This is a genomic window from Buchnera aphidicola (Nurudea shiraii) (genome assembly GCA_039829955.1).
Taxonomy (GTDB): Bacteria; Pseudomonadota; Gammaproteobacteria; order Enterobacterales; family Enterobacteriaceae; genus Buchnera_B; species Buchnera_B aphidicola_AY.
Map to the genome: position 1 here is coordinate 180586 of CP140035.1, position 16198 is coordinate 196783.

Genomic DNA, 16198 nt, shown 5'->3' on the forward strand with positions numbered 1-16198 from the left:
ATTTTTATATTTACTTTTAATATCGTACGATTATATAAGTTATAATTTTTGCATTTGTATGTTTTATAAGCGAAAAAATTATTTAATAGTATGGTTGTGTATTAGGTGTTATTGGAGTTTGGCGTTTATGTAAAGTATTGATATAATATTTTTCGATGATTAATTTACTCTTTATATTAATTTTTTTTCCTTCTAAATAAGAATCAATATCATGATATGTTATACCTAATATTTCTTCGTCCGTTTTATATGGATGTTTGTCTTCCAGGTGAGCTCTTGGTGGTTTGAGATAAAGGTGAGATGGACATTTTAGTTCTTTTAGTAAAGATCTTCCTTGTTTTTTATTTAATTCAGAAATCGGATTAATGTCTGATCCTCCATCTCCATATTTTGTAAAAAATCCAGTAACAGCTTCAGAAGCGTGGTTAGTTCCAATTACAATACCATGATGTATACCAGCAATGCTATATTGTATTTTCATTCTTTCTCTAGCTTTATTGTTTTCGTGTACATTTTTAGATACGTATATTCCTGATTGTTTTAAAGATTTTTCAGTACTTAGTACAGAATTTTTTATATTGATGTTTAATATTATTTTTGGTTGAATAAAATTTATTGAATCTTGACAATCTTGTTTGTCTATTTGTTTTCCATATGGTAAACATAATAAAATGAGTTTATATATATTTTTTTTAAGAATTTTATTCAGTTCTTGTATAGCTAATTGGCAAAGTTTTCCGGTTAGTGTAGAATCTTGCCCACCACTTAATCCTAGAACTAGTGTCGTTATGTTTTTATGTTGTAATAAATATGTTTTTATAAAATTTAATATTCTTCGAATCTCGAATTTTGGATCAATAATAGGTTTTACACCTAAAATTTTAATAATTTTTTTTTGCAAACTCATATTTTATTTTTTGAAATATGTTCATATTTTGTAAGGTAAGATTATATCTAATATCTTTCAAAAGAACAAATTTAATCTTATATTTTAAATATTAAAATTTTATATTTATAAATACTTAAATTTCAATATCTTTTTAATGGCAAATTTTATAAAATATTTAACTATATACAAACAAGATATATTATTTAGAGTTAGAATAATTATGTCTAATATTTTTGCATTAACGTTAAATTGTGGTAGTTCTACGTTAAAGTTTTCTGTTGTAGATTTTAAAAAAAATAAAGAATTGATATTAGGAATGGCTGATTTTTTATGTTCTTCTGGAGTTTCTATTTTATGGAAAACTAAAACTGGTAAGTATAATGATATTTTACATAAACAATCTAATATTGAAGAAATAATTGATTTTATTTCTTATAATATTTTAAAAAGTAACATTAAAATATTTAATAATATTGTGTGTATAGGTCATAGAGTAGTTCATGGTGGATCAAAGTTAAGAAAATCAGTTATTATAGATAAAAAAATAATTAAACATATTGAACATGCTTCCATTTTTGCTCCTTTACACAATCCTATTAATTTATTAGGAATACAAGCTTCGTTTAATATTTTTCCTCATTTAAAAAAAAAAAATGTAGCTGTTTTTGATACGGCATTTCATAGTACGTTACCTAAAAGATCTTATTTATATGGAATTCCTTATGGTTTTTACAAAGATTACGGTATTAGAAGGTATGGAGCACACGGAATAAGTTATTCGTATGTTACAAATCGTTCTTCCGAAATTTTAAAGATTTCAAGACATCGATTAAATATTATTGCTTGTCACCTAGGAAATGGTGCATCAATAGCTGCTATTCGCAATGGTGTTTGTCTAGATACTTCTATGGGTTTGACTCCTTTAGAAGGATTAATTATGGGTACTAGAAGTGGTGATATAGATCCTTCTATTATCTTTTTTATGTATAAAAAATTAAAGATGAGTATTAAAGAAATTGAAAATATTTTGATTAAAAAATCAGGATTATTAGGGATAAGTGAATTAAGTAGTGATTTTCGGATTTTAGAGAGTAATTATTTGTCATGTGAAAAAGTAAAATTATCAATCGAGGTATTTTGCTATCGTTTATCTAAATATATTGCTTCATATACTACTTTAATGCAAGGGAAGTTAGACGCTATTGTTTTTACTGGAGGTATTGGGGAAAATTCTTGCTTAGTTAGAGAGATTACTATATCTAGGTTATCTATTTTAAATTGTAACATTGATATTAAGTTAAACACATCTATGATATCAGGAAAAGAAGGTTTTATTAATTCAAAAAATAGTATTTCTATATTAGTTATACCTACAAATGAAGCATTGGTAATAGCTAAGGAATCCGTGTTATTATTTAAAAAGAGTATTTAAAGTATAATTGTTTAAAATAATGAAAATATAAGATGGTGTTTATTTATTTTACGGAGTTAATTTTGAAACGAGTCTTAATGTTAATTCCTATAGGATTTAATGTAGGGTTAACAACCACAAGCATAGGATTAATACAAAAAATTCAACAAAGTAATCTTAAAGTAAAATTTTTTAAACCAATTTTTAGTAATCTCAATTTTAAAGGTTACATTGATCATACTACAAAAATTTTACGAAATATGAGTTCTGTTGCATGTCTTAATCCGATTAAAGTTAGAAACTTAAATGATTTTTTAACTCAGGAAAGTCGACAAAATATTTTAAAAAATGTTTTATTAGAAATAGATTCTGATAAGAGAAAATACGATGTTTTGATTTTAGAGGGAATATGTTTACGATATTCAATTTTATTATCAAGTATAATAAATTATGAAGTAGCACAATCTACTAATGCAGAAATTATTTTTATGTCTACTGTAAGAAAAGATAACATTGTTGATATAAATAATATCATGAATATTATTAAAGAGTATTTTTTAAAAAAAAAATGTATTAGTGTTAAAGGAATTATAATCAATGAATTTGCAACACTGCAGTTTGATTTTTTTGGAAATTTTATAAATTATTTTAATATGTTTAATACTATAGTAAAAAAAAATAAAAATAATAGCATTGATTATAATATATTTTGTAAAAATTATGGTGTTTCATTATTAGGATATATTCCATGGCATTCGAAGTTAATAGAGAAAAGTTTAGATGATATATCTCGTTATTTTAAAGTTTATCCTATTAACAAATGTAATTTAAGTAATATATCTGTTCGGTCTATTACTATATATCATAAAAATGATATTTTAAAAAATAGTAGAAATGTTTTATCTCATGCAATATTAATAATTTCTCCAGATCATTTACATGATTTACATGGAATATCGGAATATGTAGATCAAAGCAATGATATTAGCGCTTTATTTTTTACAAATAGTTATGAAATTGATGTAGATGCAATTAAGTTACATTTCAATATTAAAAAAATGTGTGTTCCTATTTTTTTTATGAAATGTAATTTGTTAAAAATGATTGATTTATTTAGAAAAATTTCTTTTAAAATGTCTTGTAAAAATTTTAAAAAATTTAAATTAATACAAAATTATGTTTCTAAATATATTCGTCACGATTTAGTTACTTTTATAAAAGCGCAATGTGTATATAAATATCAAAAATCTCCAGCACTATTTATTTATAATTTGCAAAATTTAGCAAGAAGAAATAAAAAAACGATTCTTCTTCCTGAAGGAAATGAATTGCGAATTATTAAAGCAGCTTCTATTTGTTCGGATCAAAATATAGCAAATTGCATATTATTGGGAAATTCTAAAGAAATTATAACTATTGCTAAATTGAATAATATTAATTTGAAGTCTGATATAGAAATTTTAAATCCAGAATTAATACGATATAAATATGTTGAAAGGTATTTAGAATTACGTCGTAAACATAAAATTACTACTTTGCAGGCGAGAAAAGATCTTAAAAACAATTCTATTTTGTCTACTTTAATATTAGAATCTAACCAGGTAGATGGATTAGTTTCAGGATCAGTAAATACTACTTCTGACACTATATTACCTGCTTTACAATTAATTAAAACATCTCAATATGCTTCTTTAATATCGTCTGTTTTTTTTATGTTACTTCCAGATCACGTATTATTGTATGCAGATTGTGCAATTAATCCTAATCCTAATGCTGATCAATTAGCAGAAATTGCAATTCAATCTGCTAATACTGCTATATTATTTGGAATATGTCCTAAAATAGCCATGTTATCTTATGCAACAGGGTGGTCAAGCAATAGTAAAAAAGTAGAAAAAGTTAGAAAAGCTACAGATATAGTAAAAAAAATGTGTCCTAATCTTATTGTAGAGGGTCCTATTCAATATGATGCAGCTATAGATAGTATAGTTTCAAAATTAAAATGTTTTAATTCTGTTATAAAGGGTACTGCAACAATATTTATATTTCCTGATCTTAATTCTGGGAACATCGCATATAAAGCAGTACAGAGATCTACTAATATTATTTCAATTGGTCCCATATTACAGGGGATAAAAAAACCAGTAAATGACTTATCTCGAGGAGCTTCAGTTCAAGATATAGTATATACCATTGCTGTGACTTCTATACAAGCTGAATAAATAAAATTTTTAAAATAAAATTGTATTAATTTAGTATAAAAGATAAGTATATAATTTATATATTGTTAGATATTTATTGCATAGTTTATATTGCCATGAGCAAGTATTTTAAATGTTATTAATAAATTTTTAAGAGAAGTATTAATTTTTAATCATTATTTTTATTAATTTAATTTTATAAAATCTATAAAGTTTTTTTTGATATTAATATAAATGTTAATTTGTTCAATTTAAGTATAATTAGGAATTAAATTCGTATAAATTCATAATTAAAAATAGTAAAGTTTTATTATAAGTTCTAAGTAGTATAATCTAAAATTATTTTATAGTTTAAATTTGTTAAATTCAGAATTTTTGATGTCAGAATCAATTTGACCCACTAAGTATGAACTAACAGAAGTTTCTTGTGGAGCCACTTGGACATTATCTGAAATTAACCAAGAATTTATCCATGGGATAGGGTTAGAAGTAGTTAAAAATGGCATAGGAAGTCCAACTGCATGCATTCGGATATTAGTAATATACTCTATATACTGTGATAAAATTTCTTTGTTTAATCCTAACATAGATCCATCTTGAAATAAATATTCTACCCATAGTTTTTCTTGTTCCGAAACTAGAATAAACAAATTATAACATTCGGTGTAACATTCTTGGACAATTTCAAACATTTCTTCTTTATTATTTTTGTTTCTTAATATGTTTATGATATGTTGAGTTCCAGTAAGGTGTAATGCTTCATCTCTAGCGATAAGTCTAATTATTTTTGCGTTTCCTTCCATAATTTCTCTTTCTGCAAATGCGAAAGAACATGCAAAACTTACATAAAATCGAATAGCTTCTAATGCATTTACACTAATTAGACATAAATATAATAGTTTTTTGAGTTCGTGTAAGTTAACTAATATTTTTTTTCCATTAATCAGATGTGATCCTTCACCTAACAAATGCCAATAACTAGTCATTTTAATAAGATTGTCATAATATTTTGAAATATCTTGAGCTCTATTAGATATATTTTTGTTATTTACTATATCATCAAATATTATAGATGGAGTGTTAATAATATTTCTTATAATGTGAGTATATGATCTAGAATGAATAGTTTCTGAAAAAGACCATGTTTCTATCCATGTTTCTAACTCAGGGAGAGAAACAATAGGTAGGAAAGCGACATTAGGGCTTCTTCCTTGAATAGAATCTAATAAAGTTTGGTATTTTAAATTACTAATAAAAATATGCTTTTCGTGGTTTGGAAGATTTTGAAAATCAATTAAATCTTTAGATAAATCTACTTCTTCTGGTCTCCAAAAAAAAGATAGCTGTTTTTCTGTTAATTTTTCGAAAATTTCATATTTTTGTTGATCGTATCTAGAAACGTTTACGGGTTGTCCAAAAAACATTGGTTCAAAAAGTGGATCGTTTTTCTTTTTAGAAAAAGTAGTATATGTCATGTTATGTCTCTTGTATAAGAATAAATATGTTAAAATTTTGTTAAAATGAGATTTAAAGTCTATATTTTACAAGCTCCGTTATTACAATTATTGTTACTATTTAAAGTTAAGAATTCACTTTGATTGTCTTTTGCGTCATCTCTCGTATTTTGATAATACAGTGTTTTTAATCCTAATTTATAAGCTATTAATAGATCGGTTATTAATTGTTTCATCGGAATCTTTCCATTAGGAAACGACTTAGGATCATAATTAGTATTAGTAGAAATAGATTGATCTATGAATTTTTGCATAATACTAGCAAGTTGTAAATATCCTATGTTATTTGGCATATTCCATAATAACTCATAATATGATTTTAATCTCTTATATTCAGGAACAACTTGGCGTAGCATTCCGTCTTTAGATGCTTTTATGCTGATAAATCCTCTAGGAGGTTCTATGCCGTTCGTGGCATTAGAAATTTGAGAAGATGTTTCTGAGGGCATTAATGCTGATAATGTGGAATTTCGTAATCCGTATTTTTTAATTTTTCTTCTTAAATAATTCCATTTTAGATGTAGCGGTTCGTTGCAAATATTATCTACTTCTTCTTTATATGTGTCTATAGGAAGTATACCTTGATAATATGTTGTTTGGTTAAACCAAGCACATGCTCCCTTTTCTTTAGCTAATTCGCATGATGCATTTAATAAATAATATTGTATTGCTTCAAATGTTTTATGTGTTAGAGAGTTAGCACTTCCATCTGAGTAACGTACTTTATTTTTAGCTAAATAGTATGCAAAGTTAATAACTCCTATTCCTAATGATCTTCTTGATAGTGCAGATTTTTTAGCTCCTTCAATAGGATAATTTTGATAATCTAATATTGAGTCTAATGCTCTAACGATTAAATTTGATAGTTCTGATAAATCATGAAGGTTTTTTAAAGAACCTAAGTTAATAGCGGATAAAGTACAGAGAGCAATTTCTCCATTTACGTCATAAATGTCGTTTAAAGGTTTAGTAGGTAATGTAATTTCTAAACATAGATTAGATTGTTTTATAGGTGCTAATTTTGGATTAAATGCACTGTGTGTATTGCAATGATCAACGTTTTGTATATATATTCTTCCAGTTGAAGTTCTTTCTTGCATCATCAAAGAAAACAAGTTAATTGCTTTTATTTTTTTTTTTCTAATATTGTTATCTTTTTCATATTGAGTATATAGAAGTTCAAATTTTTTTTGATTAGAAAAAAAAGCATTGTATAAGTTTGGAACATCTGACGGACTGAACAAAGTAATATGCTGATCTAATATCATTCTTTGATACATTAATTTGTTAATTTGTATTCCATAATCCATGTGTCGTACTCGATTTTCATCTATCCCTCTGTTATTTTTTAAAACTAATAAATTTTCTACCTCTAAATGCCAAATAGGATAGAATATCGTAGCAGCGCCACCCCGTACACCTCCTTGAGAACATGATTTTACAGCGCTTTGAAAATGTTTATAGAATGGAATGCATCCAGTATGAAATGCATCACCTCCTCTAATAGGACTTCCTAAAGCTCTAATTTGCCCTGCATTAATTCCAATTCCAGCGCGTTGAGAAACGTATTTTACAATTGCGCTAGTAGTAGCATTTATAGAGTTTAAATTATCAGCACATTCTATTAAAACACAAGAGCTAAATTGTCTGGTAGGTGTTCTTAGTCCTGCCATTATTGGAGTAGGTAAAGAAATTTTAAAAGTAGAGAGTGCATCATAAAAATTTTTGACGTACTTTATTCTTATTTTTTTAGGATATGTATGAAATAAACATGCTGATATCATTATGTACAAAAACTGAGTACTTTCATAAATTTTTTTGGTAACCCTATTTTGTATTAAATATTTACCTTCTAATTGTTTTATCGCTGCATAAGAAAAATTCATGTCACGGTCATGTCTGATAAAAGAATTCATCTGTGTATATTCTGTTTTAGAATAATCTTTTAATAAATGTTGATCGTATTTTCCTAGTTTTACCATTTTTTTTACATGTTTATATAAGATTGGGGGATTAAATTGACCAAAAGCTTTTTTTCGAAGATTAAATACAGATAGTCTAGCAGCCATATACTGATAATCAGGTGAATTTTCAGAAATTAAATCTGCTGCAGCTTTTATAATGGTTTCATGTATAATAGTGGTTTTTATATTGTTATAAAACTGAATTTTAGATTTAAGTGCAACTTGGGATACAGAAATATTTTCAAGATCTTTTGCAGCCCAATTTAGCACTCTATGAATTTTATCGAAATTTATTAATTCTTTTTGCCCATTTCTTTTTGTGACTAGTAATATTTGATTCATTTTTTTCTTCTAATGTTTAAATTTATTTGTTTGGGTTATTTTAAAATAAATGTTGCTCTATTTCATATTGTAATTATAAATAGTGATTTAGTTAACAATACTTAATATAAAGATTATAGAACAGCAAATTCTATTTAATTTTAAAGTCATAAATTAATGTATAATTATTTAATTTTTTAATATGGTGTCAAAATATTAAAACTAATGTTTAAAATATATTTATTTGGAATTTTAAATACGTTTTATTAAATTGATAAATTATAAAAGTGGTTCGTTAGCTTTTTGAACAGCTACTACTTTTTCTTTTTCAGAAGTTCTAATTAAAATAACGCCTTGCGTATTTCTTCCAAGTACTCCAATTTCTGATATTCTAGTTCTAACTAATGTTCCTGCATTAGTGATAATCATAATTTGATCTTTTTCTATAACTTGCATAGCTCCAATCATAATTCCATTTTTCTTAGTTATTTTTATAGCAATTGTACCTCGAGTGGCTCTAGATTTTATTGGAAACTCGCAAATTTCTGTTCTTTTTCCATATCCGTTTTCGGTAACGATTAATATATTTCCGATTTTTTTTGGAACTACTAAAGAAACCACTTTATCTTGTCTTTTTATAGAAATTCCTTTCATTCCAGAAGTATTTCTTCCCATTGTTCTTACAGACTTTTCAGAAAAATGAACAGCTTTTCCTGCTGCAGTAAATAGCATAATTTTATCTTCCCCATTGGTAAGAGATACTCCAATCAATTCATCGTCATTTTTTAATTTAATAGCAATTATTCCTGTAGTTCTCGGTTTTTTAAACTCACATAAATTAGTTTTTTTAACCATGCCTTTAGAAGTAGCCATAAAAATGTTTATACTATCTTTATACTCAGAAATTGGCAATATAGCTGTAATTCTTTCTTTAGCACTAAGTGGCAAAAGATTTACTATAGGGCGTCCTCGAGCATTTCTACTAGCTTCAGGCAATTGATATACTTTCATCCAATATATAATTCCACGACTGGAAAAACAGAGAATTGTATCGTGTGTGTTTGCTACTAGTAAACTTTCTATAAAGTCTTCTTCTTTTGTTTTTGCAGCAGATTTTCCCTTCCCACCTCGTTTTTGTGCTTCATAGGTAGATAAAGGTTGATATTTTACATATCCAGAATGTGATAAAGTAACTACTACGTTTTCTTGATCTATCATATCTGCAATATTGATATCTTTATAACTTCTAATAATTTGTGTACGTCTTTTATCTCCAAAGTGATTTTTAATTTCAATTAGTTCTTTTTTCATGACTTTGATTAGTTTGTTGGTATCTTGTAAAATATTTTTTAATATTGTAGAGGATTTTTGGAGATTTTCGTATTTTTCAACAAGTTTTGAAAATTCTAAATGAGTAAGTTTTTGAAGGCGTAATTTTAATATTGCGTTTACTTGTATGGGAGTTAGAAATATATTAGTATTTTTTTCGAATTGAGATTGAAAAATGTTAGATTTTAAAAAAATATTTTTTGATTTTTCTACATTTTTTAAATTTTTTATTTTCCAACTTTTGGATAACAATGATTTTTGCGCTTCCAATAACGATGTAGAATTTTTAATTAATGTAATAACTGTATCTATATTATTTAAAGAAATAATTAATCCTTCAAGAATATGTATTCTTTTTTGGACTCTTTTTAGATCAAATAAACTACGTTTGGTTATAATTGTTTTTCGATGAGATATAAATTCGTGTAGAATATTTTTTAATGACATAACTTTAGGTTGTCCACGAGTTAAAGCAACCATATTGATTCCAAAAGAGATTTGTAGTTGAGTAAGAGTATATAATCTGTTAAGAATTATTTCTGGTTTAGCTTCTTTTTTTGTTTCAATTACTATTCTCATTCCTTCTTTGTCTGATTCATCTCTTAAACTACTTATTCCTTCAATTTTTTTATCTTTTATCAATTCAACTATTTTTTTAATAACTCGTGATTTATTAACTTGATAAGGTAGTTCGAAGATGACTAAAGATATTTTTTTGGTTTTTTTTTGAATTTCTATTTTACTTCTAGCTCGGATATGAATTTTCCCCTTTCCTGTTTGGTAAGCTTCTGTAATTCCTTTACATCCATTAATTATTCCAAATGTTGGAAAATCGGGTCCTGGGATATATTCCATAAGTTTTTTTAATGTGATATTATTATCGTTAATAAGAGCAAGACAACCATTTATAACTTCATTTATATTATGAGGTGGAATGTTAGTTGCCATTCCAACTGCAATGCCTGACGAACCGTTTACTAGTAGGTTGGGTATTTTTGTAGGTAGAACTTCAGGAATTTTTTCTGTTCCATCATAATTAGGAAGGAAATTTACTGTTTTTTTATCTAAATCGCTTAATAATTCATATGCTATTTTAGACATTCTTATTTCAGTATATCTCATTGCTGCAGCAGAATCTCCATCTATTGATCCAAAGTTTCCTTGTCCGTCAATGAGAGTATATCGAAGTGAAAATGATTGAGCCATTCTTACTATAGCGTCATATACAGCGGTATCGCCATGTGGATGATATTTTCCAATAACGTCTCCAACTATTCTAGCAGATTTTTTATAAAGTTTGTTCCAATCATTGTTTAACGTTTTCATTGCAAATAATATTCTTCTGTGAACTGGTTTTAATCCATCTCTTACATCTGGTAAAGCACGACCAATGATTACTGACATAGCATAATCTAAATAAGAATCTTTAAGTTCGTCATTAATATTTGTTTTTATAATTTCTTTTGCAATTTTTTTCATAGTTAAATATTCTATTTTATTAAATCAAGAGTATAATAATATTATTTAAGTTAAATGGAAATTAGAAAAATATCACTTTATTAGAAGATTGTAAGTTTAAGATTTTAATAAAATGATATTTCCTTTATTTTGTATATTTAGTAGTATAATTAATGTAATAAATGTTTTAAATACATAAGTTTTTTAAGACATTAAAATGTAAAGTATTAAGAAAAAGTATTTTATAGTTATATTTTGAATATATTTTAAGAATTTTTGTTCTTTAATATATTTAGTTTTCTAAATATTAGTTTCAAAGATAAATTTAAGCTAGCATAAAATGTTACTTTACAATATCATATGATGTATGCGTTTTTAAGATTAGAACTAGTTTTTAAAATTTGTTTTAAAGTATATATTTTATGTTAAATATTATTGGATTTGTTTTATAATAAATATTTTAAATTATTTCCACGATAAATCAATTTTTTAAAGATTTTAAATAAATACAATGTAAAATATTATTTTAATTAGTATTTAAATACGCATAAATAATAATTTTTAACATATATTAATGGAGTTTAATATGAGTAATGATGAACAAAAATTAATAGAAAATTTGTTTTCTCGATTATATCAAACTGAAATTAAAACTTCTAATCGAGATAATGTAGCTGAACAATTAATAAAAGATCTATTAAAAAAACATCCAAATTCGCCATACTACATGGCACAAACAATTTTAATTCAGGAAACTGCAATAAAAAAATTAAATGAGAAAATTTCTTTGCTCAATAGTGACAATAATATCAAAACAAAAGAAGATAAAAAAAATATATCTGGTGGTTTTCTATCCAATTTGTTTGGAACTAAAAAAGCTAAGCATTCTTCAAACGAATTAAGTTCAGATAGAACTTCAAATAATTTAAAAGATCAAGTAAAAGATTCTCATCTTCATTCATTTCCAACTCAATCTAGAACTAGTATTACCCCCCAAGGTGGAATAGTGGGTAGCAATTCTAATGGATTTCTTAGCGGAGCATTACAAACTGCTGCAGGAGTAGCCGGTGGTGTTGTTATGGCTAATATGTTAATGAATCTTTTTCAACATAAAAAACCTGAAGAAGAAATAATGGATGCAGCATCGGCTCACAATATTGGTTCTTTTCATGACGTTAATCCTAATTCTTTAGAAAATGATTCTGTTCATAATCAGCATATTAGTGGTGGTGATCCAATTCACAAAGATGATGACGACGACGATGATGATAATGATGATAATGATGATGACAATGATGATGATGATTCATATCAACCTGATTGTGATTCTTCTGTGGAAGATAATAGCGATAGCGATGATGCTTCTGAAGATGACGATTTTATATAATAATTTAAAATTTCAATTCTATAAGTTATTTTTAAATAAATAAAACCAGCGATAAATTTATTTTTTGCTGGTTTATGTAAAACTTTGATTTTAGATTAATAATTTATAGAAAATATATTTATGAAATATTATGTAAGCTTCTTAAGTATTTTTTAACTCCACTAGAAGTGGCTTCCATGCTAGGCTTTCCAGGTTTCCAATTAGCTGGACACACTTCTCCATTTTGTTCATGAAGGTGTAAAGCATCTATCATTCTTATTATTTCGGGGATGTTTCTTCCAAAAGGAAGATCGTTAATTACTTGATGGCGAATTATTCCCATTTTATCAATTAAGAAGGAAGCTCTGAGTGCTACACCTAATGAGGGATGTTCTATTTCGTATAATTTTTGTATTTCTCTTTTTATATCGGATACCATAGTATATTTTATTAATCCAATACCTCCTTGATTAGGATCAGTATGACGCCATGCACGGTGTACATATATTGAATCAATAGATACTCCTATTATTTCGGTGTTTCTTTTTTTAAAATCAGGTAAATATTGATCAAAAGCTATGATTTCTGAAGGGCAAACGAATGTAAAATCCATAGGCCAAAAGAATAAAACAGCAGTTTTTCCACGAATATAATTTCTAAAATTAAAATTATTTATGATTTCATCATTACATAGAATAGCTGGTGCAGTAAAATCAGGAGCAGAATAGGTTATTAACATATATATGTTCTCATTTTGTATAATTATGTAATTTTTAATTTATATAAAATTTTACTAATGAATATATTGAATTGTATTTTGAAAATTTATTTTTTAAAAATATATTATATAGAAAAATTTTATTTTAATATATAGGATAATATTTTTAATAGGAAGAGATTTTAAAATATTTATATGAAAAATCATATTATAAGTTGGAAAGATGTATTAAGACAAGAAAAAAAAAATCTTATTTTATTCATATTATTAAATATCTTTCTAGAATAAGAAGAATAAAAACGATTTATCCCCCTAAAACTGAGGTATTTAGTGCTTTTTCGTTAACTAAATTTTCTAATATTAAAGTGGTTATTATTGGACAAGATCCGTATTGCAATAAAGGTCAGGCGCATGGATTGGCGTTTTCTGTTAAAAAAAATGTTAGAATTCCACCATCTTTGTTAAATATTCAAAAAGAGTTAATTAATGATATTGGAGTTAATTTTCTTTTTAAACATGGTTGTTTAAATAATTGGGCATCTCAAGGAGTTTTTTTGTTAAATTCTATTTTAACTGTAGAGTCAGGTAAACCAGGTTCTCATTTTAAATTAGGGTGGGAATTGTTTACAGATACAGTGATAAAAATAATTAACGCATATCATTTAGGAGTTGTTTTTTTATTGTGGGGATCTTATGCTAAGAAGAAGTTAAAAAACATTTGTTCTCAACGACATTATGTTTTATTGGCTTCGCATCCATCACCATTATCGTGCTATAAAGGTTTCTTTGGATGCCGCCATTTTTCAAAAACAAATTTTTTTTTAAAAAGACAAGGAAAGTCTGAAATTAATTGGTTTTTATAGTTTTTTGCAACGTAGTTATATATTGTTCTGAATATTTTAGAATATTAATATTTTAGAATTTGCAATATATTTTATTGTTTTTGAATTTTTACTGTAGCTTTTCGTATTATTTTACCATGATATATATAACCATCTTTAATTATTTTGGAAACATAACAATTTTTAGTGTCGTTTAAATTTTGGTTGGATTCAGTTTGGTGCAATAATGGGTTAAATTCTACATTTATTTTTTTTTCTGCTGTTAAATTAAATTTTTCAATTGTATTTGATAATAATTTTAAGGTTAATAAGATTCCTTTAATTACTTTGTTATTTTTTATTTTAAGTGCATGTACTGTATTTTTTATATTTTTAAAATCGTCTAGTATAGGAATTAGATTTTTACAAAAAAATTCCAATTTTGTATGTTGTATTTTTTTTATTTTTTTTTCAGTTTCTTTCTTGATATTTTCAATTTCAGCTTGCTCCCGCAATTGTATTTCCATTGTACTTTTTTTTATATCAGATATACGTTTGTTTAATTCATGAATGTCATTTAATTTATAGTTTTGATTATTGTCGTTTTCAATTTTTTTTATATTAGAGTTATGATGTTTAACATTTTTTTTTGATTGTATATTTTCATTGTCGTTACTCATATATATATTCCTATTTTATTTTGTTTTTATTAATTTTTACTTAACATAGAGAATGTTAAAATAACTTAATATTGTTGCGTTAGTTAATAAATAATAATTTTATTATAGAGGAAGTAATTTTGTGAAACAACATTTTCGATGCATTGGAATAATTGGATATCCAAGATATTCTAGTGCATTATCTACGCATAAAATTCTTTATAGCTGGTTAAAGAAAAATTATTTTGTTATTGTAGAAGATAAATTAGCGGATAAGTTAGATTTTAAAGATATTCAAAAGGATTCGTTATCTAACATTGGCAGACAATGTGATTTAGTAATAGTAGTGGGAGGTGATGGAAATATGTTGCATGCAGCTCGTGTTTTCTCTGGATATAATATTAAAATTATAGGAGTGAATAGAGGACATTTAGGATTTTTAACTGATTTAAATCCTGATACTGTATTAGAACAATTATTCCTTGTCTTGTCTGGAGAATATATTCAAGAAAATCGTTTTTTATTAGAAGTTAAAGTTATAAAAAAAAATGGATTATTTTTTGTGGGAAAAGCTATTAATGAAATAGTGTTACATACTGAACATGTAGCTCACATGATTGATTTTAAAGTATATATAAATAATAATTTTGCTTTTTCTCAACGTTCTGATGGTTTAATTATTTCTACTCCTACAGGATCTACCGGATATTCTCTTTCAGCTGGAGGTCCAATATTAGTTTCTTCTTTAGAAGCTATCGTATTAGTCCCTATGTTTCCTCATACTTTATCCTCTCGCCCTTTAGTAATCAACAGTTCTAGTACAATTTTTTTGTGTAATATGAAAACTACATCGGAATTGAAAGTTAGTTGTGATAGTCAGATTATAATACCAGTAGGAAAGAACGATGTAGTTTCTGTTAAGAAAAGTAATGATCTCTTGTGTTTTATACATCCTAAATCTTATAATTATTTCGAAGTTTTAAGTTCTAAACTTAGTTGGTCAAAATAATAGAATTATAAGATTTTTAAAGACAGAGTTTTTAAAATTAGTTATTATTTTTTGGATTATATTAATGAAGACATATATAAAAAATTTTATATAACGTATTTTGGAGCTGGCGGGAATCGAACCCGCGTCCAAAATTTCTACGACTTTAGTGACTACATGTATAGTCTATTATTTTTAAGTACTCTATGATCTTATAGACATGTCATAGATTTTGCTTATTAAATATTAATTTAAGAATATAAGCTTATCTTAAATTAGTAAAAAGTCTCTTTTTTGCTGTCTCTATTATCTTTATTTGAAAGAGAAAAAATAAAGAAAGAGAGCTTTAATGCAGTTTATTAAGCTGCTAAAGCGTATGGTTTTTGTTTTGCTATTATATTTTTTGGTTTTTTAACGAGGCAAACCATCCTCGACATGCACTTTAGTTTTCAATAATTTTGTCAAATCCAAAATCAGCCCCTTTTTCTTATTATATAATAAAAAAATATTATTATCTAGTAGTTAAGTTTTAATTAGTTTTTTATATATAATAAATATA

10 protein-coding genes, 1 other RNA gene and 1 pseudogene are annotated in these 16198 nt (G+C 25.7%); 5 read left to right on the top strand and 7 right to left on the bottom strand.

All coding sequences use genetic code 11. The features are described 5' to 3' along the window. Positions 1–82: 82 nt before the first annotated feature. Positions 83–907, bottom strand: a complete 825-nt coding sequence (gene nadE, locus U0T63_00815; protein ID XBC39384.1) for an ammonia-dependent NAD(+) synthetase — start codon at positions 905–907, stop codon at positions 83–85. 202 nt (positions 908–1109) lie between these two features. Here nadE and U0T63_00820 point away from each other — a divergent pair, with 202 nt between their 5' ends. Together U0T63_00820 and pta are read left to right on the top strand one after the other, a co-directional pair. Then, positions 1110–2321, top strand: coding sequence for an acetate kinase (locus U0T63_00820; protein ID XBC39385.1), 1212 nt, complete (start codon positions 1110–1112; stop codon positions 2319–2321). 62 nt (positions 2322–2383) lie between these two features. Next, positions 2384–4522: a phosphate acetyltransferase gene (pta, locus tag U0T63_00825; protein ID XBC39386.1), complete on the top strand. Its 2139-nt coding sequence runs from the start codon at positions 2384–2386 to the stop codon at positions 4520–4522. A 323-nt stretch (positions 4523–4845) separates the two neighbouring features. Here pta and nrdB read toward each other — a convergent pair whose 3' ends face one another. The 3 genes from nrdB to gyrA all read right to left on the bottom strand — a co-directional run bounded on the left by nrdB (position 4846) and on the right by gyrA (position 11108). Continuing rightward, positions 4846–5976 carry a class Ia ribonucleoside-diphosphate reductase subunit beta gene (gene nrdB / locus U0T63_00830; protein XBC39387.1) on the bottom strand — a complete coding sequence of 377 codons (1131 nt, stop codon included), beginning with the start codon at positions 5974–5976 and terminating at the stop codon, positions 4846–4848. Between the two features lie 59 nt (positions 5977–6035). Continuing rightward, the gene (gene nrdA / locus U0T63_00835) at positions 6036–8321 is read right to left on the bottom strand and encodes a class 1a ribonucleoside-diphosphate reductase subunit alpha (protein ID XBC39388.1); all 2286 of its coding nucleotides are present in this window, start codon (positions 8319–8321) and stop codon (positions 6036–6038) included. A 258-nt stretch (positions 8322–8579) separates the two neighbouring features. After that, the gene (gyrA, locus tag U0T63_00840) at positions 8580–11108 is read right to left on the bottom strand and encodes a DNA topoisomerase (ATP-hydrolyzing) subunit A (GenBank protein ID XBC39389.1); all 2529 of its coding nucleotides are present in this window, start codon (positions 11106–11108) and stop codon (positions 8580–8582) included. A gap of 565 nt (positions 11109–11673) precedes the next feature. On the opposite strand from gyrA, the gene U0T63_00845 reads away from it, so the two are divergent. Then, entirely contained in the window at positions 11674–12474 is an 801-nt protein-coding gene (locus U0T63_00845) for a DUF2076 domain-containing protein (protein XBC39390.1), read from the top strand. 118 nt (positions 12475–12592) lie between these two features. Here U0T63_00845 and U0T63_00850 read toward each other — a convergent pair whose 3' ends face one another. Next, positions 12593–13192 carry a redoxin domain-containing protein gene (locus U0T63_00850; protein ID XBC39391.1) on the bottom strand — a complete coding sequence of 200 codons (600 nt, stop codon included), beginning with the start codon at positions 13190–13192 and terminating at the stop codon, positions 12593–12595. Between the two features lie 174 nt (positions 13193–13366). On the opposite strand from U0T63_00850, the pseudogene ung reads away from it, so the two are divergent. Beyond that, positions 13367–14034, top strand: a pseudogene (ung, locus tag U0T63_00855) (uracil-DNA glycosylase). A 71-nt stretch (positions 14035–14105) separates the two neighbouring features. Here the strand turns inward: ung and grpE are convergent. After that, entirely contained in the window at positions 14106–14672 is a 567-nt protein-coding gene (gene grpE / locus U0T63_00860; protein XBC39392.1) for a nucleotide exchange factor GrpE, read from the bottom strand. 121 nt (positions 14673–14793) lie between these two features. On the opposite strand from grpE, the gene nadK reads away from it, so the two are divergent. Then, entirely contained in the window at positions 14794–15660 is an 867-nt protein-coding gene (nadK, locus tag U0T63_00865) for an NAD(+) kinase (GenBank protein XBC39393.1), read from the top strand. A gap of 100 nt (positions 15661–15760) precedes the next feature. On the opposite strand, the gene ssrA is transcribed toward nadK, so the two are convergent. Continuing rightward, positions 15761–16120: a transfer-messenger RNA gene (ssrA, locus tag U0T63_00870) on the bottom strand. Between the last annotated feature and the right edge of the window lie 78 nt (positions 16121–16198).

What these genes read in the sequence shown, in the direction of transcription:
- U0T63_00850 (XBC39391.1), bottom strand. Translation starts at nt 13,192, where the DNA reads ATGTTAATAACCTATTCTGCTCCTGATTTTACTGCACCAGCTATTCTA.
- gyrA (XBC39389.1), bottom strand. Translation starts at nt 11,108, where the DNA reads ATGAAAAAAATTGCAAAAGAAATTATAAAAACAAATATTAATGACGAA.
- nrdA (XBC39388.1), bottom strand. Translation starts at nt 8,321, where the DNA reads ATGAATCAAATATTACTAGTCACAAAAAGAAATGGGCAAAAAGAATTA.
- nrdB (XBC39387.1), bottom strand. Translation starts at nt 5,976, where the DNA reads ATGACATATACTACTTTTTCTAAAAAGAAAAACGATCCACTTTTTGAA.
- U0T63_00820 (XBC39385.1), top strand. Translation starts at nt 1,110, where the DNA reads ATGTCTAATATTTTTGCATTAACGTTAAATTGTGGTAGTTCTACGTTA.
- U0T63_00845 (XBC39390.1), top strand. Translation starts at nt 11,674, where the DNA reads ATGAGTAATGATGAACAAAAATTAATAGAAAATTTGTTTTCTCGATTA.
- grpE (XBC39392.1), bottom strand. Translation starts at nt 14,672, where the DNA reads ATGAGTAACGACAATGAAAATATACAATCAAAAAAAAATGTTAAACAT.
- nadE (XBC39384.1), bottom strand. Translation starts at nt 907, where the DNA reads ATGAGTTTGCAAAAAAAAATTATTAAAATTTTAGGTGTAAAACCTATT.